The organism is Streptomyces sp. NPDC053665, from assembly GCF_055585285.1.
Window position 1 is genome coordinate 694,305 of sequence record NZ_JBVJKK010000001.1, and the last position, 20,591, is coordinate 714,895.

A 20,591-nucleotide genomic window follows, 5' to 3' on the forward strand; every position below is an offset into this window, starting at 1 on the left:
GTCCGTGAACCGGTCCGTGAGTCGCATCCGCCGTGATCCGAAAGGCACACGATGACGTATCACCTCCCCGCGGGCAAGGCCCGGGGCGGCCCCTACACCGTCGACGTCACGCCCGGGTCGGCCGGCTTGGCCTTCGCCGGCCTGCGGGTCCTGGAGCTGCCGCCGGGCGGCACGCACACCTTCGACACCGGCGACAGCGAGTGGATCGTCGTCCCGCTCTCCGGCGGCTGCACGGTCGCCGCGGCGGACGACTTCGGCCAGGACACCTTCGACCTCGCCGGCCGCCCCGACGTCTTCAGCGGCGTCAGCGACTTCGCCTACCTGCCGCGCGACGCCCGGGCCACCGTGACCTCCGCCGCCGGCGGCCGGTTCGCGCTGACCGGAGCGCGCTGCACGCGCCGGCTGCCCGCCCGCTACGGCCCCGCCTCCGAGGTCCCCGTGGAGCTGCGCGGCACCGGCACCTGCTCCCGGCAGGTCAACAACTTCGGCGCGGCCGGCGTATTCGAGTGCGACAAGCTCATCGCGGTCGAGGTGATCACCCCCGGCGGCAACTGGTCGTCGTTCCCGCCGCACAAGCACGACGAGCACCGGCCGGGCGAGGAGTCGGTGCTGGAGGAGATCTACTACTTCGAGTTCGCCGGCCACGACGGCGTCCCCGGCCTCGGCTACCAGCGGGTCTCCCCCTCCGGACCCGGCCGGGACACCGACGTGCTGGCCGAGGTCCGCGACGGCGACGTGGTGCTCATCCCGGACGGCTGGCACGGCCCGTCGATGGCCACACCCGGCCACCACATGTACTACCTCAACGTCATGGCGGGCCCGGAGGCCGAGCGCGCCTGGCTGATCTGCGACCACCCCGACCACGCGTGGATCCGCGACACCTGGCCGGACCAGCCGGTCGACCCCCGCCTGCCCCTCTACACCGCCCCGGAGAGGACCCGATGAGCGCCCGCACCCGCCGACTGACCACCGCCCAGGCCCTGGTGCGGTTCCTGTCCGCCCAGTACACCGAGCGCGACGGCGTGCGCCGCCGGCTGATCGCCGGGACCTGGGGCATCTTCGGCCACGGCAACGTCGCCGGGATCGGCCAGGCGCTGCTCGAGCACGCCGAGGCGATGCCGTACCACCAGGGCCGCAACGAGCAGTCCATGGTGCACGCGGCGGTCGGCCACGCCCGCCAGCTCCACCGCCTGTCCGCCCAGGCGGTGACGACCTCCATCGGCCCGGGCGCCACCAACCTGGTCACCGGGGCGGCGCTCGCGACGATCAACCGGCTGCCGGTGCTGCTCCTGCCCGGGGACTACTTCGCCTCGCACGCGGCCGACCCGCTGCTGCAGCAACTGGAGCACCCGGTCGAGGCCGACGTGTCGGTCAACGACACCCTGCGCCCGGTGTCGCGGTACTTCGACCGCGTCACCCGCCCCGAGGCGCTGATCCCCTCCGCGCTCCAGGCGATGCGCGTGCTGGCCGACCCGGCCGAGACCGGCGCCGTCACCCTCGCCCTGCCGCAGGACGTGCAGGCGGAGGCGTACGACTGGCCGGAGGAGTTCTTCGCCGAGCGCGTCTGGTACGTCCGGCGTCCCGCCCCGGACCCCGTGGAGCTGGCGGCGGCCGTCGAGGCGATCCGGTCGGCCGAGCGGCCGCTGATCGTGGCGGGCGGCGGCGTCCACCACAGCGAGGCCGAGGACGCCCTGAAGGCGTTCGTGGAGGCCACCGGCATCCCGGTGGCCTCCACGCAGGCGGGCAAGGGCTCCCTGCGTCACGACCACCCCGCCGACCTCGGCGGCATCGGCCACACCGGCACGGCCGTCAGCGACGACCTCGCCCGCGCGGCCGACCTCGTCATCGGCGTCGGCACCCGCTACACCGACTTCACCACCGCCTCCGGCACGCTCTTCCAGAACCCGGACGTGCGGTTCCTCAACGTGAACATCACCGGCTTCGACGCCCACAAGCTGGCGGCGCGCACCCTGGTCTGCGACGCCCGCGCCGGGCTGGAGGAGCTGACCGGGGCACTGGCCGGACACCGCGTGCCCGAGGCGTACGAGGCCGAGTACCGCGCCGGCAAGGAGCGCTGGGAGGAGGTCGTCGAGGCCGCCTACCGGGCGGCCGACGACAGCGCGGTGCCGACCCAGACACAGGTGCTGGGCGCGCTGGACGCCGTCGTGGGCGACGAGGACGTGGTGATCAACGCAGCCGGGTCGCTCCCCGGCGACCTGCACAAGCTGTGGCGCGCGCGCAGCCCGCGCCAGTACCACCTGGAGTACGGCTACTCCTGCATGGGCTACGAGATCCCGGCCGCCATCGGCGTCCAGCAGGCCGCCCCGGGTACGCCCGTGTGGGCGCTGGTCGGCGACGGCACCTACCTGATGATGCCGACGGAGATCGTCACGGCCGTCCAGGAGGGCCTGCCGCTCACCGTCGTCCTGCTGCAGAACCACGGCTACGCCTCCATCGGCGGCCTGTCGGAGGAGACCGGCGGGGAGCGCTTCGGCACCGCCTACCGGTTCCGGGCCGCCGACGGCACCTTCACCGGCGCCCCGCTGCCCGTCGACCTGGCGGCCAACGCCGCGAGCCTCGGCATGGACGTGCTGCGCGCCAAGACCGTGCGGGAGCTGCGGGAGGCCCTGGCCGCGGCCCGCGCCGCGGACCGGCCGACGTGCGTGTACGTGGAGACCGCCCCCGCCCCGACCGCCCCGCCGGCCGAGGCCTGGTGGGACGTGCCCGTCGCCGAGACCGCCTCCCGGCCGGCCGCGGTCGAGGCCCGTGCCCGCTACGACCGCGGGGCCGCCGGGCGCCGCCGCCACCTCTGACGCCACCGCCACCGCTCCGGCCGCGCTGCTCGACCCGACCCTCGGAAGGGGCATCCCCATGGCGAAGACCGGTGACCGGGCCCGCACCGCGGCCGCCCCCGCCCTCGCCTCGCTGCACTTCGCCCCGGACCGGATCAGCCCCGTGCCGCTGTACCACCAGCTCGCACAGCAGCTGGAGCGGGCGATCGGGCAGGGGCTCCTCGCCCCCGGGGACCTGCTGGGCAACGAGGTGGACCTGTCGGTCCGCCTCGGCCTGTCCCGCCCCACCGTCCGCCAGGCCATCCAGTGCCTGGTCGACAAGGGCCTGCTGGTCCGCCGGCGCGGAGTGGGCACACAGGTGGTGCACAGCAAGGTCAGGCGCCCACTGGAACTGAGCAGCCTGTACGACGACCTGGAGGCGGCCGGGCAGGGGCCGGCCACCCGGGTCGTGCGCCACGAGACGGTCCCGGCGGCCTGCGACGTGGCGGCCGCCCTCGGGGTGCCCGAGGGCAGCGAGGTCGTCCTGCTGGAGCGGCTGCGCAGCACCCACGGCACGCCGGTGGCCCTGCTGCGCAACCACCTCCCGTCCGGGCTGCTCGACCTGGACGGCGCGCGCCTGGAGTCGACGGGCCTGTACCGGATGCTGCGCGCGGCGGGCATCACCCTGCACAGTGCCCGCCAGCGGGTGGGCGCCCGTGCGGCCACGGCGCGGGAGGCGGCGCGCCTGGACGAGGCGGAGGGGGCGGCGCTGCTCACCATGCGGCGCACCGCCTTCGACGACACCGGCCGCGCGGTCGAGTACGGCACGCACGTCTACCGCGCCTCGCGGTACTCGTTCGACTTCCAGTTGCTGGTGAGGCCTTGACCCACCCCCCACACCGGGTGCAAAGTCGTACATATACACCGTAAACATACGGTGGCGACGCACCCGACGCGGGAGTCCTGGCATGGTCCGCAGCAACCAGTTGCCGACCAACCGGCAAGCCGGCTCGTCCTGGGCGCCCTCGACCGTTCTGGTCACGGGCGGGGCGGGGTTCATCGGCAGCCACACCTGCGTGGAGCTGCTCGACCACGGCTACGAGGTGATCGTGGTCGACGACTACTCCAACAGCTCACCGCAGGTCCTCGCGCGGGTCGAACGGATCGCCGGCCGGTTCGTCGGCGCCGTCTACGAACTGGACATCCGTGATCGTCACGCCCTCTCGGCCGTCTTCGACCGACACTCCGTGGACGTCGTCGTGCACTTCGCCGCGCACAAGGCGGGGGGCCTGTCGACACGGATGCCCGCCGCGTACTACGACACCAACGTCGGCGGCACGACCGCCCTGCTGCACACCATGCAGGAGCACGGCGTGCACCGGCTGGTGTTCCCCTCCTCCTGCTGGATCTACGGCGACGCCGGGGGTGGTCCGCTCGACGAGGCGACCCCGGTCCGGCCCGGCACCCCCTACGCGACCTCGAAGTGGATGTGCGAGCAGATCCTCGGCGACGTCTGCCGGAGCCATCCCGACTTCACCGTGCTCTGCCTGCGCTACCCGGTGCCGGCCGGGGCCCATCCGAGCGGGCTCCTCGGGGAGGACCCGCGCGGCGCCCCCGAGAACCTGCTGCCCCGCCTCGCCCAGGTGGCCGTCGGCCGGCGCGAGCTGCTCAGCGTGTTCGGCGACGACTACCCGACCCCCGACGGCACCGGCGTACGGGACTACCTGCACGTCATGGACGCCGTCGAGGCGCACCGTGTCGCGCTGGACCACCTGGTCGACGTGCCGGGCATGCGGGTGTACAACCTCGGCGCGGGAACGGGCCGTTCGGTCCTCGAGGTGGTCGGGGCGTTCTCCCGCGCCTGCGGCCGGCCCCTGCCCTACGCCGTCGCCCCGCGCCGCCCCGGGGACGTCGCCGAGCTGGTCGTGGACGCGTCGGCCGTGACCCGCGCCTGGGGCTGGCGCCCCACCCGGGACCTGGCCGACGTGTGCCGGGACGCCTGGCGTTTCCAGCGGCTCAATCCGCACGGCTACACCGGCACCGCCCGGACGGCGGAGAGCGGTCAGTAGGACCGCCGGTGCGGTCAGCAGGACCCGCCGGTGCGGTCAGCAGGGCCCGCCGGTGCCGTCGGCTGCTCGCGGGAGAGGAGCCGTCCGCGTCACCGCCCGGGCGCGCCGGAGCCGCGCCCGCTCCACGCCGTGGCCGGTGAGAGGGCGAAGGCCGTCTCCACCAGGGCGATGTGGCTGAACGCCTTGGGGGCGTTGCCCAGTTGGCGGCCGCTGCCGGGGTCCCACTGCTCGGCCAGCAGACCGACGTCGTTGCGGACGGCCAGGACCCTTTCGAAGACCTCGCGGGCCCGCCCGCGCTCGCCCGTGGCCGCGAGGGCCTCGGCGTACCAGAGCGTGCAGGAGACGAACGCGCCCTCGGCGTCCGCCCGGTGCCCCGGTGAGCCGCCGTGCGCCCCTGTCCCGTACCTGCGGAGGAACCCCTCGTGGCCCAGCCCGCTCGCGGCGCGCACGGTGGCGCGGACCCGCTCGTCGTCGCCGGGCAGGAACCCGACCCGGGGCAGGAGCAGCGCCGAGGCGTCCAGGCCGGGGGCGCCGTAGGACTGCACGAAGGACCGCCGGACGGGGTCCCACCCCCGGCGGCAGACCTGGCGGTGGATCTCGTCGCGCATGACGCGCCACTGCCCGTAGGGGCCGTTGCGGCCGAGGAGCCGGGCCATGCGCACGGCACGGTCGGCCGCGACCCACGCCATGACCTTGGAGTGGACGAACTGCCGTCGCGGGCCGTCCACCTGCCACATCCCCTGGTCCGGTTCCCTCCAGTGCCGCATCAGGAAGCCCATGAGCGACTCGACCAGGTCCCACACGTGCGCCGGCAGGGCGATGCCCGCCCGCAGGGACAGCCACAGGGTATCCATGACCTCGCCGTACACGTCCAGCTGGAAGCAGTCGACGGCCGAGGTGCCGAAGCGCACCGGCCGGGATCCCTCGTAGCCGGGCAGCCAGGGCGCCTCGGTCTGCGGCAGCAGCCGCTGTCCCTTGACGCCGTAGACCGACTGGAGGTCGGCGGGATCTCCGGCGACGGCCCGCATCAGCCAGCCGAGCCAGGCCGTGGCCTCGTCGTGGTAGCCGCTGCGCAGCAGGCAGGACAGGGTGCGGGTGGAGTCGCGCAGCCAGCAGAACCGGTAGTCCCAGTTGTGCGCGCCGCCGATGGAGCCGGGCAGGGAGGTGGTGGGCGCGGCGACGATGGCGCCGGTGGGGGCGTAGGTGAGGGCCTTGAGGGTGATGAGGGAGCGCACGACGGCCTCCCGCCAGGGCCCCCGGTAGCGGCACCGGCCGGCCCAGCTCCGCCAGAAGCCGGTGGCCTCCTTCACGGCGGTCTCCGCCGGGACGGACAGCGGTGAGGGCGGGCCGGGCCGGTGCGAGGGCGTCCAGCCCAGGGTGAGGGCCAGCCGGCGTCCGGCCGTGACGGTGAACTCCCAGACGGTGGCGTCCTGGTCGCCCCGGTCGTGGACCGATCCCTCGGCCCCGAGCCAGACGGCGTCCGGGCCGGCGACCGCGACGGTGCAGTGGCCCGCGTCCCGCACCCACGGCACGACGCGCCCCTGATGAAAGCGGAGCCGCAGCTCGCTGCGCAGGTCCACGGTGCCGGTGAGGCCCTCGACCACCCGGACCAGGCACGGGACGTCGGCGCGGGGCGGCATGAGGTCGGTGACGCGGACGGTCCCGGTGGGGGTCTCCCAGACGGAGTCCAGGACGAGGGTGTCGGGTCGGTAGGAGCGGCGCGCGCAGGTGCCGCCGGAGACCGGGGCGAGGCGCCAGCGTCCGTTGTCCGGGGTGCCGAGCAGGGCGGCGAGGCAGGCCGGGGAGTCGAAGCGGGGCAGGCAGAGCCAGTCGACCGACCCGTCGCGGCCGATCATGGCGGCCGTCTCCAGATCGCTGATGAGGGCGTAATCCTCGATGCGTGCGTTCATGATCGGGACCACGCCGCCGTGCACTTCGCCACTTTCGAGCCTACTCCGCGCCCGGCGCTCCGGCACGGGCGTGCGCGCGTGGGTGCCGATCGGCGCCGGCACCCTCTTGACCTGCGAGACAATTCGGGCAAGATGTACGTATACGTCGTAAATATATGGCGTCTCCGCAGGGACGCTTCACCGGGGAGACACCGGCATCATGAACCACTCGCATCACCTGACCGAGCACCCCACCTGGACGTCCCAGGTCACCGGCAACGGCACGGCACGACCGGACCGTGCGGCCCATCCCCTGCGCCGGTCCGGGGACCGCCCCCCGCCGCGTGCCACCGTGAGCCTGGTCGTCCCCGCCCGCAACGAGGCGCGCAACATCCCCTGGGTCTTCGAGCAGATACCGGACTGCGTCGACGAGGTCATCCTGGTCGACGGCGACTCCGCCGACGCCACGGTGCACATGGCGACCCGGTGCCTGCCGACCGTCCGCCACGTCGAGCAGAGCGGTCCGGGCAAGGGCAACGCCCTGCGCACCGGCTTCCTCGCCGCGACCGGCGACCACATCGTCATGATGGACGCGGACGGCAGCATGCTGCCCGGGGAGATCCCGCACTACCTGCACTTCCTCGACAACGGCTTCGACTTCGTCAAGGGCTCGCGGTTCATCGCGGGCGGCGGCTCCCTGGACATCACGCGCATCCGGCGCCTGGGCAACCAGGTCCTGCTCGCCGCCGTGAACCGCCTCTACGACGCGAAACTGACGGACCTGTGCTACGGCTTCTGCGCCTTCCGCCGGGACTTCCTCGACGACCTCGACCTGCACTCCTCGGGCTTCGAGATCGAGACGGAGATGATCGCCCACGCCCTGCGCTCGGGCCTGCGCATCGCCGAGGTCCCGAGCCTCGAACTCCCCCGCCGCAGCGGACGCTCCAACCTGCACGCCGTCTCGGACGGCCGGCGGGTCCTGCGCACCCTGCTGTCGGAGCGGCCCGGGGCCCGCACCGCCGCGCGCGGGAACCCGGCGTGAGCGTCACCGGTCCCGCGGCGCCGGACGTCCGCCTCCCGGCGAGCGCTCCGGCCCAGGTCGTCGACGTCGACCTGGCGCGGCCGCACGAGTTCCGCCCGCCCGGACGGCCCGGGCTGATCCGCCCGGCTCCCCCGGTGCTCGCCCTGGTGCGGCTGCGCGGCCGTCCGCTCGGCATGGTCCACGCCACCGGGGAGCGGGAGGACACCCCGGAGGAGCTGTGGCGCTCGCTGGCCGACACCGCCCGCCGGCGCTTCGTGCCGCCCGGGTCCGGTCCCCCCGCCCCGAGCACGTCCGTCCGGCCGTACGTCAGTGTCGTCGTCGCGACGCACGACCGGCCCGGCATGCTCCGGGACTGCCTCGACTCCCTGCTCCGGCAGGACTATCCGCGCTTCGAGGTGATCGTCGTGGACAACGCCCCGGCGGACGACGCGGCCGAGCGGCTGGTGCGCGGACACTACGCGGGCCGGGTCCGCTACCTGCGGGAACCGGTGCCGGGGCTGGCCCACGCGCACAACCGGGGCCTGGCCGGGGCCCATGGCGAGATCGTCGCCTTCACCGACGACGACACCCTGGCCGACCCGGGCTGGCTGGCCGCGCTCACCGGTGCCTTCACCGCCGACGAACGGATCGCCTGCGTCACCGGGCTCATCGTCCCGGCCGAACTGGACACCGCGGCCCAGGTGGCCCTGGAGCGCCACGGCGGCTTCGCCAAGGGCTGGGCACCCCGCAGCTGGTCGCTGCGCCACCCACCGGACGATCCCCTGTTCCCCTTTACCGCGGGGCGCTTCGGCTCCGGCACCGACATGGCCTTCCGCGTCACCGCGCTGCGCGCGCTGGGCGGCTTCGACCCGGCGACCGGCACCGGCACCCCGGCACGCGGCGGCGACGACCTGCTCGCCTTCTTCCGGATCCTCACCGCGGGCCACACCCTGGCCTACCGGCCGGACGCCATCGTCTGGCACCGCCACCGGCGCACCCCCGACGCCCTGGACGCCCAGGCGTTCGGCTACGGCGCCGGGCTCGGCGCCTACCTCACCGGCGCCCTGGCCGGCGAGCCCCGTATGCTCCCGGCCCTGCTGCGCAGGCTCCCCCGGGGCGTGCGGTACGCCCTGGTCCAGGCCCGCCGCAAGGCCCGGGCGGACACCGCGCGTCCGCGCCGGCTCGCGCTGCTGGAGCTGCGGGGGCTGCTCTACGGGCCGGTCGGCTACCTGCGCAGCCGCCACCGCAACCGCGCCCACCGACCGCGCTGAGGAGGGAGCCGTGTACGCGTCCCAGCAGACGGCCGGCCCGCCCGGGTCCGCCGGCGCAACGGGCCGGGCGCGGTCGCTGACCGCCGTGGTGCGCACCGGCGTCGCCCGCGTCCTGCCCAGCGAACCGCTCGTGCGCAACGGCCACCTGCTCGCCGTGGGTTCGCTGGTGAACGCCGGAGTCGGCGCCGTCTTCTGGCTGTTCGCGACGCACTGGTACGACGACGAGGTCGTGGGCGTGAGCTACTCCGCCCTGTCCGCCTCCCTGCTCCTGGCCAACATCGGCCAGCTCAACCTCAACGACTTCCTGATCCGGTTCCTGCCCTGCTCCGGCCGGCAGACCCGCAGACTGCTGCTCACCTGCTACGCGGTGACCGCCTCCTGGAGCGCCGTGGTCTGCCTCGTCTTCGTCCTGCTGGTGCCCGCCCTCGCGCCCGACCTGGCCTTCCTGCGCGACCCCCTGGTCGCCCTGTGGTTCGTGGCCGCGACCGCCGCGTACACCGTCTTCGTGCTGCAGGACGGCGCGCTGACGGCGATGCGCCGCCCCGGCTGGGTGGTCGCGGAGAACATGGTCTTCGCCGTCGTCAAGATCGCCCTGCTGGCCGGCGGGGCCGTCCTCGCCCTCACCAGCGGCATCCTGCTGTCCTGGGCGGGAGGACTGCTGGTCTCGCTGATCGTGGCCAACTACCTCCTGCTGCGGCGGGCGGTGCCGCGCCACGAGCGGGACAACCCCGAGGCCGTGCGCCCGCCGCGGCTGCTCAGCTACGCGGCCGCCGACTACACGGGCTCCCTGTTCCGCATGGCGGCCTACACCCTGGTGCCGCTGATGGTGCTCAACGCGCTCGGCGCCGAGCAGAGCGCCTACTTCTCGCTCGCGTGGATCATCGGCTACGTCCTGTTCCTGGTGGTGCGCAACATGGGCAGCTCGCTGGTCGTGGAGGCGGTGCGCCGCCCGGAGCGGCTCGCGGAGCACGGACTGCGCGTGCTGCGCCACTCCGGGACGCTGCTGGCCGCCGGGGTGGCCGTCATCGTCGCCGGAGCCCCGTGGATCCTGCGGCTGTTCGGCCCCGGCTACGCCGAGCACGGCACCACCCTGCTGCGCCTGCTGGCCCTGTCCGCGCTGCCCAACCTGGTCTTCAGCGTGGCCGTGGACGTCCTGCGCGCCCGGCGCCGGATGCGGCTGGTGGTGGGACTGCAGGTCGCCCTGTGCGTGCTGGTGCTGGGGCTGGTGCGGCTGCTGCTGCCGGTGTTCGGCGTGACGGGGGCCGGCCTCGCCTGGCTGGCGGCCGAGTGCCTGATCGCGGCACCGCTGCTGGTCCTGCGGTCCCGCTGGCTGGTCACCGCCTCCGCGAGCACGCCCTGACCCCCGGGAGGACCTCATGGACACCGCACCGACCCTCTCGGTCGTCGTGTGCGCGTACACACTCGACCGCTGGGAGGACCTCCAGGCCGCGATCGCCTCGGTCCATGCCCAGCGCCGCCCCCCGGAGGACGTCGTCCTGGTCGTGGACCACTGCCCGGCGCTCCAGCGGCTGGCCGGGCGCATGCTGCACGGCGTCCGCGTCCTGCCCAACGAGCAGCGCAAGGGCCTGTCCGGTGCCCGCAACACCGGCGTCGCGGCGGCCGTCGGGGACGTGGTGGCGTTCCTCGACGACGACGCGACGGCCCACCCCGCCTGGGCGGAGCGCCTCCTGGCCGCCTACCGCGATCCGCTGGTCGCCGGCGTGGGCGGGCTCGTCGTCCCCTGGTGGGAGACGGACCGTCCGCCCTGGTTCCCGCCGGAGTTCGACTGGGTGGTGGGCTGCTCCTACCGCGGGCTGCCCGAGGAACGGGCACCGGTCCGCAACTTCATCGGGGCCAACATGTCCTTCCGCAGGGACGAACTCCTCGCGGCCGGCGGCTTCCGCACGGACCTGGGGCGGGTGGGCACCCGGCCCCTGGGCTGCGAGGAGACGGAGCTGTGCCTGCGCGTGACCGCCCGCCGTCCACAGGCCGTGCTGCTGCACGACCCCTCGGCTGCCGTGCGCCACCGCGTCCCCGCGGCTCGGGCCACGTGGTCGTACTTCCGGTCGCGCTGCTACGCCGAAGGCCTGTCCAAGGCGCTGGTGGCCCGGTACGGCGCCGGTTCCGCCGCCCTGTCCAGCGAGCGTGCGTACCTGGCCCGGACCCTTCCGCGCGCGGTGCGCGACGCGCTGCGGCCGGGCCGGCCCCCGGCGGCGCGCACGCTCCTCGCCCTGGTGCTGGGCACGGGTGCCACCGCTCTCGGGTACGCCGTGGGGTCCGTGCGCGCCCGGTTCCCGGCCGGCCGCACCCCGGCCGCTCCCCTGCCCGTGCCCGTGGGCGGGAGGCCCGCATGAGGTGCCGGCCCGTTCCCGTGCTGCTGTACCACTCGGTGTGCACCGACCCGCCGGCCTGGATCGCCCCGTTCACCGTGAGCCCCCGCGTCTTCGCCGAACACCTCGACCTGCTGGCGGACCACGGCCTGGAGGTCATCCCGCTGCGGCGACTGCTCGACGCGGTGCGGGGCGGCCCGCCCCTGCCGCCGCGCCCGGCCGTGCTGACCTTCGACGACGGGTTCGCCGACTTCCGCACCACGGTGGCCCCCCTGCTCTCCGCCCGCGGCCTGCCGGCGACGCTCTACGTCACCACCGGCGCCCTCGGCGGCCCCACGCGGCCGGCGGGGCACGGCAGTCTGCTCCCGCCGGCGCCGATGCTGACCTGGCCGCACCTGCGCGAGCTGGACCGGCACTTCGAGATAGGCGGCCACACCGTCACCCACCCGCAACTGGACACCCTGCCCCGGAGCGCGGCGCGGCGGGAGATCGCCGGGTGCCGGGCCCGGCTGGAGGACGCGCTCGGCCACCGCGTGGACGCCTTCGCCTACCCCCACGGCTACTCCAGCCGCCCGGTCCGCCGGCTGGTGCGCGAGGCGGGCTGGACCTCGGCGGCGGCGGTCCGCGACGGCTTCAGCTCCTCCGCGGACGAACCGCTGCGCCTGGCGCGGCTCATGGTGCGCGCCGACACCCCCCGGGCCCGGTACCTGGACTGGGTGCGCGGTGAGGGCGCCCCGGTCGCGCCGTTCCCCGAGGGGCCCCGCACCCGGGTGTGGCGCGGCTACCGCAGGCTGCGGGCGAGCATCGACCGCCCCTACCCGTCCCTGCCGCCGGCGACGGCCTGACGGCCCGTCACCGCTGCCAGACGCGCACCCAGTCCACCGTCATACGGGCGGAGTCCACCGACCGCGGAGGTGACGCGGGCACGCCGACGGCGAGGTTGATCAGGACCTCCATGGGCACGTGCGGGACGCGCTCGGGTTCCGTCACCCGGAACCTGCGCACCCCGTCCACGTACCAGCTCACCTCGTCCGGGGTCCACAGCATGGCGAAGACGTGGTGCCCGTCCGGGAACGCGACGGGTCCGTACCCCGCCCGGGCCCGCTGGTCGCCGTCCGGGCTGCGCCAGTGCACGTACATCATGACCCGGTCGGTGCGCTCGAGGAACTCCATGATGTCCAGCTCCGGCGGGGTGAACCTGGACGCCGGCATCATCCAGAACGCGGGGAACATGCCGGCCTCCGCGGGGATGCGGATGGACGCCTCGAAGTACCCGTAGGTGAAGACGTGCCGGGGTTCGGCGTACCAGTCGTCGCGGCCGGTCGAGATCATCCCCGAGCGCCAGGGGTAGGTCCGGTCGTCGCTGCCGCGGGTGGAGCGCCGCTCGGCGTTCAGGCTGAGCTGCCCGTCGCCGACGGAGACCTGTCCGGGCAGGTACCACTGCTCCTCGTCGTTGCCGCTGTTGGTGCACCCGTCCCGGTTCCAGTCGTAGCAGGTCGCCCAGCGGCCGGTGTCGAGTTCCGAGCCGTCGAACTCGTCACGGAACGTCAGTTTCCAGTCGCCCGGCACCGGTGCGGGCCTGGGGGGCTGCTCCCGGTCGGCGGCTGCGCATCCGGCGGTGAGCACGAGTGCCGCCGCCAGGGCGGCCAGGGCGGTGCGCAGCCGTCGTGCCGGCATGGGGGTTACCGCCGTTTCCCGGCCGGTGCGGCGTCACCGGTGCGGCCGTCCGGCGGCTCGGCGCCGGGTTCGGCCCGGCGGCGCCGGTCCGGGACGGGCAGCAGGGCCAGGAGGGTGGTGACGGCCGCCAGGGTGCTCAGGACCGGCGTCGTGCCGTAGGCCCCGCCGAGGTAGAACGGCACCACCACGAGGACGTCCAGGCACAGGCTGAGCACGACCGGCAGGAACGCGCTCTCGACGGCGAACGGCCGTCCCCCCACGGGCCAGGGCGAGGGGCCCGACCAGCGCGTGGCCGCTGCCCCCGGGCACAGGAGCAGGAAGGCGCACACGACGACCAGGCGCGGGACGCTCGCGTCCGGCAGGAGGTGCGCCGCGGCCAGGGCGATCCAGCCGGACAGGGCCAGCCCGATGCGCAACGGCCGTGTCCGGCGCGGGGAGTGGCCGGTGAGGAGCGTGGTCATGACGACTCCGCGCGGTCGGGGTTCTGGTAGCGGTAGACCACCGCGTCCTTGTTGCGGAACACCGGCACGAAGCCCCAGGTGCCGGCCATGGCCGTGTCCATCCGCCGCATGGTGTCGGCGGGCAGGGTGCCGTTGAGGTAGCACTCCGCGGCCTGGGCGCGGCTGAGCACGATGTAGGCCGGTTCGCGCTCGGTGGCACCGTCGATGAACGGCTCCAGCCCTTCGATCGGATCCCTCACCAGCCGGCGGCGGACCGCGAGGTCCTGTTCGTTGAGCTGGACGCGCGGGTGCTGGTCGTAGTTCATCTCCAGGCCGGGCACGTCGGAGGTGAGCGAGACGATGAGGGAGCCCGGGGGCGTGGTGGCCGTGACGAAGCGGGTGGCCGCCACCTCGTCCTTCGTGAAGTAGTTGGCCGACTCCTTGCCGTAGTACCCGAAGAGCAGCCCGCCGAGCATCGCCAGGAGCACCGGGGCGACGGCGAACACGCGCAGCCGCGGGCGTCGCCGCGATTCGAACAGCAGCGCCGAGATGAGCAGCACGGCGGCCGGCAGCGCGAACAGATAGGCCCGGAAGATCATTTCGCCGCCGTAGGCGTTCGCCACCAGGACCGGCAGGGGAGCCAGGACGAGCAGCGGCAGCCCGGTGCGGCGGGTCCAGCGGCGCCGGAAGAAGGCGATCGCCGCCAGCAGGAACACCGCGGCGGACAGGCCCCGGTCGATCCAGGAGACCTGCACCTGCCCGGGCGCGGCGGTGCCGAGCGCGGCGAGCCCGGAGACCACGTTGGAGTCCGGTTCCAGCAGCGCGCCCACGAACTCGCTGAGATTGGCCGAGACGAAAGGCCGGGCCACGGTGGCGTCCCAGAGGAGGGTGAGCAGCACCCCGGCGCCCAGGACGGGCAGCAGCACGCGTCTGTTGCGCCGGGGCAGCGACAGGGCGACCAGCGCGCTGATCATCATGAGTGGGGTCAGCGGGTGGGAGCAGACGATCACCGCCATGATCAGCACGACGGCCAGGAACCTGCCGGGGGGCCAGGCCCGGTCCGTGGCGCCCGGGGGGCGTTCCGCCGAGGCCCGCAACTGGCTCATCAGCAGGGCGACGAGCGTGACGAAGAGCAGGAAGGCGAAGGCCTGGGGGGCGAAGTAGTCCTGCCCCACCCAGGAGCAGGAGTAGTAGATCCAGACGGCCCCCCAGATCAGCCTCCGGTCGGTGGTGACGGACCGGTAGATCAGGAGCAGCGGCGCGATCAGCAGGGCGTTGACCACGGGCGGCGCCCAGACCGCGTAGCCGAGTGCCGACTCCAGGCCGGTGGCCTGCACGACCAGGGCGTTGAGGTGGAAGAAGCCGGGCCACTGGTCGTAGACGTCCAGTTTCTCCGCGCCGGGCACGCTGCCGCCGTTGCGGATCATGGCGTCGACGACCGCGACGTGCTTCCACGCCCAGCCGTAGCGCAGGGTCGGGTAGAGCAGGGCCGGTGTGGCGTGCAGGATCGCGATCAGGGCGAGGACGTGGGCGAGGAACCAGCCGCCGTGGGTCCGCCGGTCCGACAGGGCCGCGCAGAAGCCGAGGACGAGCAGTCCGAGGGCGACCCAGAAGAGCACGGGCAGCACCTGCAGCAGGCCCAGGTCGGTCATGGCGCCGAGGTTCACGTGGCGCAGGGACAGCAGCCACAGCACGAGGGCGACGGGCAGGGCGGCCCGCGCCGCCCACTGCCGTGCCGCCGGCCGTCGCGCGGGCGGTCCGGCCGCCGCTTCGGGGGTCCGCCGCGTCTCCGGGACGGCACGCGGCGCCCACTGACCAGCCGTCAGCGGCGAACGCTTGCCCATGGAGATGCCTCCCGCACAGCGGGTGCGACGACCGGGCCGGGGAAGCACCCGCGCGGCGCTTCCTCATCGGCACACACCAGCGATCGATACCGAGCGATATGCGGCATAAATGCTAAAAATTACGTTACTGCCCTTCAGTGCGAGTGGCAGCGCGAACGGGCGAGCGTCGAAGGAGCACCGTGACACCACGACTGGGGCCCCCGTCCCGGCCCCTGCACCGCCTGCGCGGGCACCTCGCCGCCTTTGCGGCCGCGGCCCTCCTCGTGCCGGTGGCGGCCTGCGGGTCCTCGGGCGGGGACGACGGTGTCCCGCGGCCGGACCACGTCGTGGTGGTGGTCGAGGAGAACCGCGGCTACGAGGACGTCATCGGCTCCCCCGAGGCCCCGTTCATCAACGAGCTGGCCCGCAAGGGCGCCAACCTCACCGAGTTCTTCGCCGTCACCCACCCCAGCCAGCCCAACTACCTGGCCCTGTTCTCCGGCTCCACCCAGGGCGTGGACGACGACTGCCCGAACGACTTCTCGTCCCGCAACCTCGCCTCCGAGCTGCTCCAGGCGGACCTCACCTTCGCCGGCTACGCCGAGAGCCTGCCCAGGGCCGGCTTCCGGGGGTGCACCAGCGGCCCCTACGTCCGCCGGCACGCGCCGTGGGTCAACTTCACGAACCTGCCCGACTCGGTCAACCGCCCCTGGACCGATTTCCCCGAGGACTTCTCGAAGCTGCCCGACGTCTCGTTCGTGGTGCCGAACCTGGACAACGACATGCACGACGGCGGGGTCGAACGCGCCGACGCCTGGCTGCGCGAGAACCTCGGGGACTACGCGGAGTGGGCCATGACCCACAACAGCGTGCTGGTGGTCACCTGGGACGAGGACGAGGGCGGCGAGGACGAGGACAACCACATCCCGACCGTCGTCGTCGGCGAACGGGTCGAGCCCGGCGACCACGACCAGCCCAACAACCTGTACGGGCTGCTGCGCACCCTCCTGGACGCCTTCGGCCTCGACGCGCTCGGTCACAGCGCGGAGGCCGAACCACTGGACATCTGGAAGGGCGACGGCTGACCAGGGCTGTCAGGCGTCCTGGAACCGGATCGCCCGCTTGACGGCGGTGCGCAGCCCCCGCTCGGCGGCGGAGACCGGCAGCCGCTCCCGCCAGTAGCGGGGCGAGGGCCGGCTCACCGCGCCGAACCCGGCCTTGAAGTGCTCCAGCGAGGAGCCCGGGGCCGACTCCCCCAGGTCGAAGACCCGGCACCCTTGCGCGCACGCGTCCTCGACGGCCAGGCGGTACAGCAGCGGGGTGGCCCGGACCGGGTGTGCCACGTCCCGGTCCATGGCCGCCCGCCAGAACTTCGCGTGCGGGCCGTGCCGCAGCACCACGAGGGCGGCGGCGGGCTCACCGCGGTCCCAGGCGGCCCACAGGGAGCAGGCGGCGCCGAAGCGGGCGGCCACGGCGGCCAGCCGCTCCTCGGGGAACTCCCGCCGTCTGCGCAGGCGGGCCAGCGCGCGGGGCTCGTGCTGCTGCTCGGCCCAGCGCTCGATGGACCGGTCGTACAGCTCCTGGAAGACCGGCACGAGCCGGCCGGACCGGTCCACCTCCACGTCGAGGTGTGCCTTCTCGGCGCGCTTGACGTCCCGCCGGACCCGCTGGTGGAAGCGGTCCCGCCAGACCGTGCCGAACCCTCCGTCGAGGTCGATCGCCTGGGTGGTGTGGGGTTCGAGCCGCAAGAGGCCGCGGGCGGCGCGGCCCCACAGCTCGGCTCCCTGCGGGCGCAGCCGCAGGCCGACCCGCAGGGCGGGGCGGCGGGCCAGGTCCTCGCACACCACCCGCGCCTCGTCGGGGCCCACGCCCGCCGAGGCCACGGGCCCGCCGATCCCCCAGCCGGCCGGCCAGGACTCCTCCGCGTCCAGCCGGCGGGGACGCCTGCCCCGGCTGACGAGCGGCAGCACGATCCGGCCGCCGCCGGGGAACGTGTAGAGGCGGCTGGCGTCCCGGTGGGGTCCGGTCGCGCACAGGCAGTCGAGCCAGGTCGGCGTCTGGGTGACGGCGAGGTCCGGGTCCCGCCCGGCCAGGTCCCACCACACCTCCCGGGGCGCCGGGGTCGTCACCTGCACGGGGCCGGCCGGGGTGGCGACGGCCGGCTCGGACGGGTTCACGGCGTCCTCCCGGGAGGTCGTGGGCGCGGCGCCGCGGACCGGACCGGCGCTGCGCCGTCGGACGGGGGCACTTCGGCGAGGACGGCCACGACGTTGTCGGCGACCCAGCGGTGGCTGCGCCCGTACCGCTGCGACTTGTCCAGGTTCCCGGCCACGTGCCACAGCCAGGTCAGCAGCGCGGCGGCCGTCTCCGTCCGGGGTTCCGGCGGCAGGGCCCGCACCCCGGCGAGCAGCCGCCGGTCGGCGGGCCGGAGGCAGGCGCGCCGCAGGACGTCGGCGACGACCGCGCCGAACTCCCGCCCGGCGAGCTGGTGCCGCAGGGTCAGCACGAACGTGTGGCAGTCCAGCAGCGCCGGGCCGTCCGGGACGGCACCCGCCCAGTCGATCACCCCGGACGGCGTCCCGCGGTCCGGCCGGAGCAGCAGGTTGCCGGGGTGGAAGTCACCGTGGGTCCACCCCACCAGCAGGCGGCGGCCGCGCAGTTCCCGCTCCAGCAGGTCGCGCACGGCCTCCAGGGCCCGCGCGCCCTGGCCGCTGCGGCACCAGCGCACCTCCCGGGCCAGGACGTCGAGCCGCGGTTCGACCCACTCGGCGGCCCGCCGTGTGACGTCCTCGGTGCGTCCGGTGGCCCGGTGCAGCGCGCTGATCGCCGCGAGGGCGGACTCGGCGACCCGGCGGGCCTGCCGCGGTGCGTGCCTCAGGTACGCGTCGGCCCCGGTCCCGGGCAGGCAGGACTCCACCACCAGCGGCAGCGGACCGTCCGGGCGGTGCTCCTCCACGACCGGGAGCAGCCGCCGCCACGGCCCCAGGCGCTCGTCCTCGGCCAGGCGCCGCACGACCTCGCACTCGTGGGCCAGTGAGGCGGACGCGCGTGCGCTGCGGGGGTGTTTGACCACGGCCGTGCGATCCGGGCCGTCGAGGCGGAAGACGAGGAGGTCGGAGAAGGTCCGCCGGGGAAGGCGCGGGTCACCGGCGCCCAGCGAGTCCGCCAGCCTGCGGGCCGTCAGGGCGTCGGCGGGGCGCGTCACCACGGGGGCGGGGCGCAAGGGCAGCAGCCCCCGCAGTTCCTCGGTCAGCGTCACCCGGCACTCCCTTCCACCAAGTGGCCGCGCATGCCTCGTGCCGCTCCTTCTCATCCTCGGCGCAGCTCGGTCGAGGTGCGACTCGGCCGCGATCGTGTATGTGTACGTCGTAGGAGTCGTCCCCCGTCCCGCCCGGGACGTCGCGTCCGCACACCGAGGAGGCAGCATGGCGAACGGCCGTGGGTCACGGGAGGCCCGGCGCGCCAGCGACCGCGGCCGCTACGGCCGGCTCAACCGGGAGCGCGTGCTGGCCAGCGCCCTGGAACTGGTCGACCGCGAGGGCCTGTCCGCGCTCAGCATGCGCCGCCTCGGCACCGAGCTCGGCGTGGAGGCCATGGCCCTGTACCGGTACGCCCCCAGCAAGGACTCCCTGCTCGACGGCCTGGTCGAGGCGCTCTACCTGGAGCTGGAGGAACAGCTCGCCGCGGACGGGGGCGCGGACGAGGACTGGCGGGCCGGTCTGCACCGCATCGCCCGCGCGACCTACGACGTGTGCCTCACCCACCCGCAGGCGGTGCCGCTGCTGTCCACGCGTCTGCTGGCCGTGCCGCTGGTGCGGCGGCCCCCCGCGGTGCTGCGGGACCACGAGCGGGTGCTGGCGCTGCTGCGCGGCGCCGGATTCGGGCCTCAGGCCGCGGCGGGCCTGTTCCGCGCCTTCACCGCCTGGCTGCTGGGCTACGTCTCGGTGGAGCTGCGCCCGGTGGTGGACAACCCCGACGAGACCGAACCGGCGTTCCGGCTCGGTCTGCACCGGCTGTCGCCCAGGGAACTGCCCACCCTGCGGGACACCGCGGCCGCGCTCGCCGAGCCCGGCGGCCCCGAAGGGCTCGCGGCCGGCCTCGACGCCTTGCTCGACGGCTTCGAGGACGGCCTCAAGGACGGCCTCACGGACGGTCCTGAGGACGGCTCCCCTCCCGCAGCATCCGGCTGAACGGCGTCGTGGGCCGCTCCAGCGGCTCGCCGTCCAGCACGATATCCACGACCTCGTTGAAGAAGGCCAGACGTCCGCGGACCGCCGCCACTGCGGTCAGCGGCTCGGCGTAGCTCCAGAGCACGTTCGGCGGTACGTCGCCCGCGCCGCGCCAGGACCAGTAGGAGGCGGTGCCCTTGTAGGGGCAGCCGGTGCTGTGGTCCGTGGGCGCGAAGAGGTCGAGCCGGACGTCCTCGGGCGGCAGGTAGTAGCGGGTGGGCAGGGACGTCTCGAAGAGCAGGACCGGCGCGCGGCTGTCGGCGACGGTCTGCCCGCCGATCTCGATGCGCACATGCCGGCTGCTCGGCAGGGCGTCGACGCGTTTGTGCGGGTCACGCGGGTGGACGAAGATCTCCTCGTCCTCCTCGTACCAGTGGTCGAGGCCGGTGTCGGTGCGCCGGAACCACTCGAAGGCGATGTGCCCGGACAGGTCGTCGGCGGGGAAGGTCCAGGCCGCGCCAGGCCGTACCGGCCCGTCGGCGTGCAGGTCGTAGAAGACCTGGGAGCCGGTGTGGCTGCCGGTGGGCGGGTGCAGGGCCGGGCGCAGGAGGTCGGTGCGGACGTCCTCGCGCGGGAAGGCGTACTGCGGCACGGGCAGGTGGGGCTCCCAGACGAGCACCGGGCGCCGGCTGTCGACGACGGTGGTGTCGCCCACGCGTCCGCGCACCCAGCGGTCGCTGGGCTCCCACAGCAGGCCCTCGGGGGTGGTCCTCATCGAGCGGGCGGCGGGGTGGGCCGGGTGGAGGGTCATGACCGGTGTGCTCCTTCCGGAGGTCCGGGCCCGGATTCCCGCGGCCTTCCGGAGCACGGGCCCGTCTGTCTCCACGGTCCCACGGCGCGGGGAAACGGTCCCATGGCGGGGGGACCGGTCCCACGGCGCACGGAAAGACCCCATGGCGCACGGGAAAGGCCCCACGGCGCACGGAAAAGGCCCTCGCGGACATCCGCCCGCGAGGGCCTTCCACACCGTCGGGACGACAGGATTTGAACCTGCGACCCCTTGACCCCCAGTCAAGTGCGCTACCAAGCTGCGCCACGTCCCGGTGCGCGCCACCCGCCGAGACCGGCGTG

18 protein-coding genes and 1 tRNA gene are annotated in these 20,591 nt (G+C 74.4%); 11 read left to right on the forward strand and 8 right to left on the reverse strand.

Features of this window, described 5'->3' with window-relative positions; translation table 11 throughout:
- Positions 1-51: 51 nt before the first annotated feature.
- The 4 genes from iolB (at position 52) to galE (ending at position 4,840) form a co-directional block, all read left to right on the forward strand.
- Positions 52-945 (forward strand): 5-deoxy-glucuronate isomerase, encoded by an 894-nt coding sequence (gene iolB / locus ACZ6ZN_RS02960; RefSeq protein ID WP_469642620.1) that lies wholly within the window; start codon positions 52-54, stop codon positions 943-945.
- Positions 942-2,813: a 3D-(3,5/4)-trihydroxycyclohexane-1,2-dione acylhydrolase (decyclizing) gene (iolD, locus tag ACZ6ZN_RS02965; protein WP_469642621.1), complete on the forward strand. Its 1,872-nt coding sequence runs from the start codon at positions 942-944 to the stop codon at positions 2,811-2,813. The genes iolB and iolD overlap by 4 nt, the downstream gene beginning before the upstream one ends.
- Positions 2,814-2,871: 58 nt before the next feature.
- Positions 2,872-3,657: a GntR family transcriptional regulator gene (locus ACZ6ZN_RS02970; protein ID WP_451879776.1), complete on the forward strand. Its 786-nt coding sequence runs from the start codon at positions 2,872-2,874 to the stop codon at positions 3,655-3,657.
- A gap of 82 nt (positions 3,658-3,739) precedes the next feature.
- Entirely contained in the window at positions 3,740-4,840 is a 1,101-nt protein-coding gene (gene galE, locus ACZ6ZN_RS02975) for a UDP-glucose 4-epimerase GalE (protein WP_469642623.1), read from the forward strand.
- An 89-nt stretch (positions 4,841-4,929) separates the two neighbouring features.
- Here galE and ACZ6ZN_RS02980 read toward each other — a convergent pair whose 3' ends face one another.
- A complete protein-coding gene (locus ACZ6ZN_RS02980; RefSeq protein WP_469642625.1) occupies positions 4,930-6,750 on the reverse strand; it encodes a glycoside hydrolase family 15 protein in 1,821 nt (606 codons plus the stop codon).
- Between the two features lie 199 nt (positions 6,751-6,949).
- Here ACZ6ZN_RS02980 and ACZ6ZN_RS02985 point away from each other — a divergent pair, with 199 nt between their 5' ends.
- From ACZ6ZN_RS02985 to ACZ6ZN_RS03005, 5 genes are read left to right on the forward strand one after another with little or no spacing between them, the layout of a single operon-like run.
- Positions 6,950-7,771 (forward strand): glycosyltransferase family 2 protein, encoded by an 822-nt coding sequence (locus ACZ6ZN_RS02985; protein WP_469642627.1) that lies wholly within the window; start codon positions 6,950-6,952, stop codon positions 7,769-7,771.
- Positions 7,768-9,021 carry a glycosyltransferase family 2 protein gene (locus ACZ6ZN_RS02990; RefSeq protein ID WP_469642629.1) on the forward strand — a complete coding sequence of 418 codons (1,254 nt, stop codon included), beginning with the start codon at positions 7,768-7,770 and terminating at the stop codon, positions 9,019-9,021. Before ACZ6ZN_RS02985 ends, ACZ6ZN_RS02990 begins: the two co-directional genes overlap by 4 nt.
- A gap of 10 nt (positions 9,022-9,031) precedes the next feature.
- Positions 9,032-10,381, forward strand: a complete 1,350-nt coding sequence (locus tag ACZ6ZN_RS02995; protein WP_451879781.1) for a lipopolysaccharide biosynthesis protein — start codon at positions 9,032-9,034, stop codon at positions 10,379-10,381.
- A gap of 16 nt (positions 10,382-10,397) precedes the next feature.
- Entirely contained in the window at positions 10,398-11,375 is a 978-nt protein-coding gene (locus ACZ6ZN_RS03000; RefSeq protein WP_469642631.1) for a glycosyltransferase family 2 protein, read from the forward strand.
- Complete coding sequence (locus tag ACZ6ZN_RS03005) at positions 11,372-12,196, forward strand: polysaccharide deacetylase family protein (protein ID WP_469642634.1); 825 nt, start codon at positions 11,372-11,374, stop codon at positions 12,194-12,196. Before ACZ6ZN_RS03000 ends, ACZ6ZN_RS03005 begins: the two co-directional genes overlap by 4 nt.
- A gap of 7 nt (positions 12,197-12,203) precedes the next feature.
- Here ACZ6ZN_RS03005 and ACZ6ZN_RS03010 read toward each other — a convergent pair whose 3' ends face one another.
- The 3 genes from ACZ6ZN_RS03010 to ACZ6ZN_RS03020 are packed head-to-tail and all read right to left on the reverse strand — an operon-like array spanning position 12,204 to position 15,312.
- Positions 12,204-13,028 carry a glycoside hydrolase family 16 protein gene (locus tag ACZ6ZN_RS03010; RefSeq protein ID WP_451879784.1) on the reverse strand — a complete coding sequence of 275 codons (825 nt, stop codon included), beginning with the start codon at positions 13,026-13,028 and terminating at the stop codon, positions 12,204-12,206.
- A 5-nt stretch (positions 13,029-13,033) separates the two neighbouring features.
- Entirely contained in the window at positions 13,034-13,489 is a 456-nt protein-coding gene (locus ACZ6ZN_RS03015; protein ID WP_469642637.1) for a hypothetical protein, read from the reverse strand.
- Positions 13,486-15,312 carry a glycosyltransferase gene (locus ACZ6ZN_RS03020; protein ID WP_469642639.1) on the reverse strand — a complete coding sequence of 609 codons (1,827 nt, stop codon included), beginning with the start codon at positions 15,310-15,312 and terminating at the stop codon, positions 13,486-13,488. Before ACZ6ZN_RS03020 ends, ACZ6ZN_RS03015 begins: the two co-directional genes overlap by 4 nt.
- A 179-nt stretch (positions 15,313-15,491) precedes the next feature.
- Between ACZ6ZN_RS03020 and ACZ6ZN_RS03025 the strand changes: the two genes are divergently transcribed.
- Positions 15,492-16,376, forward strand: coding sequence for an alkaline phosphatase family protein (locus ACZ6ZN_RS03025; RefSeq protein ID WP_469642641.1), 885 nt, complete (start codon positions 15,492-15,494; stop codon positions 16,374-16,376).
- Between the two features lie 9 nt (positions 16,377-16,385).
- Here the strand turns inward: ACZ6ZN_RS03025 and ACZ6ZN_RS03030 are convergent, their stop codons facing one another.
- Together ACZ6ZN_RS03030 and ACZ6ZN_RS03035 are read right to left on the reverse strand one after the other, a co-directional pair.
- Positions 16,386-17,468: a GNAT family N-acetyltransferase gene (locus tag ACZ6ZN_RS03030; RefSeq protein ID WP_469642643.1), complete on the reverse strand. Its 1,083-nt coding sequence runs from the start codon at positions 17,466-17,468 to the stop codon at positions 16,386-16,388.
- A complete protein-coding gene (locus ACZ6ZN_RS03035; RefSeq protein ID WP_469642645.1) occupies positions 17,465-18,550 on the reverse strand; it encodes a phosphotransferase family protein in 1,086 nt (361 codons plus the stop codon). Before ACZ6ZN_RS03035 ends, ACZ6ZN_RS03030 begins: the two co-directional genes overlap by 4 nt.
- Positions 18,551-18,716: 166 nt before the next feature.
- Between ACZ6ZN_RS03035 and ACZ6ZN_RS03040 the strand changes: the two genes are divergently transcribed.
- Positions 18,717-19,481, forward strand: a complete 765-nt coding sequence (locus ACZ6ZN_RS03040) for a TetR/AcrR family transcriptional regulator (RefSeq protein WP_469642647.1) — start codon at positions 18,717-18,719, stop codon at positions 19,479-19,481.
- On the opposite strand, the gene ACZ6ZN_RS03045 is transcribed toward ACZ6ZN_RS03040, so the two are convergent.
- Positions 19,435-20,271, reverse strand: a complete 837-nt coding sequence (locus ACZ6ZN_RS03045) for a DUF427 domain-containing protein (RefSeq protein WP_469642650.1) — start codon at positions 20,269-20,271, stop codon at positions 19,435-19,437. The two genes, ACZ6ZN_RS03040 and ACZ6ZN_RS03045, sit on opposite strands and share 47 nt — an antisense overlap.
- 218 nt (positions 20,272-20,489) lie before the next feature.
- Positions 20,490-20,563 (reverse strand) — tRNA-Pro (locus tag ACZ6ZN_RS03050).
- Positions 20,564-20,591: the final 28 nt, after the last annotated feature.

Coding starts and splice junctions, on each gene's coding strand:
- ACZ6ZN_RS03000 (WP_469642631.1), top strand. CDS start 10,398: ATGGACACCGCACCGACCCTCTCGGTCGTCGTGTGCGCGTACACACTC.
- iolB (WP_469642620.1), top strand. CDS start 52: ATGACGTATCACCTCCCCGCGGGCAAGGCCCGGGGCGGCCCCTACACC.
- ACZ6ZN_RS02970 (WP_451879776.1), top strand. CDS start 2,872: ATGGCGAAGACCGGTGACCGGGCCCGCACCGCGGCCGCCCCCGCCCTC.
- ACZ6ZN_RS03020 (WP_469642639.1), bottom strand. CDS start 15,312: ATGGGCAAGCGTTCGCCGCTGACGGCTGGTCAGTGGGCGCCGCGTGCC.
- ACZ6ZN_RS02985 (WP_469642627.1), top strand. CDS start 6,950: ATGAACCACTCGCATCACCTGACCGAGCACCCCACCTGGACGTCCCAG.
- ACZ6ZN_RS03010 (WP_451879784.1), bottom strand. CDS start 13,028: ATGCCGGCACGACGGCTGCGCACCGCCCTGGCCGCCCTGGCGGCGGCA.
- ACZ6ZN_RS03005 (WP_469642634.1), top strand. CDS start 11,372: ATGAGGTGCCGGCCCGTTCCCGTGCTGCTGTACCACTCGGTGTGCACC.
- ACZ6ZN_RS03045 (WP_469642650.1), bottom strand. CDS start 20,271: ATGACCCTCCACCCGGCCCACCCCGCCGCCCGCTCGATGAGGACCACC.
- ACZ6ZN_RS03040 (WP_469642647.1), top strand. CDS start 18,717: ATGGCGAACGGCCGTGGGTCACGGGAGGCCCGGCGCGCCAGCGACCGC.
- iolD (WP_469642621.1), top strand. CDS start 942: ATGAGCGCCCGCACCCGCCGACTGACCACCGCCCAGGCCCTGGTGCGG.
- ACZ6ZN_RS02980 (WP_469642625.1), bottom strand. CDS start 6,750: ATGAACGCACGCATCGAGGATTACGCCCTCATCAGCGATCTGGAGACG.
- ACZ6ZN_RS03015 (WP_469642637.1), bottom strand. CDS start 13,489: ATGACCACGCTCCTCACCGGCCACTCCCCGCGCCGGACACGGCCGTTG.
- galE (WP_469642623.1), top strand. CDS start 3,740: ATGGTCCGCAGCAACCAGTTGCCGACCAACCGGCAAGCCGGCTCGTCC.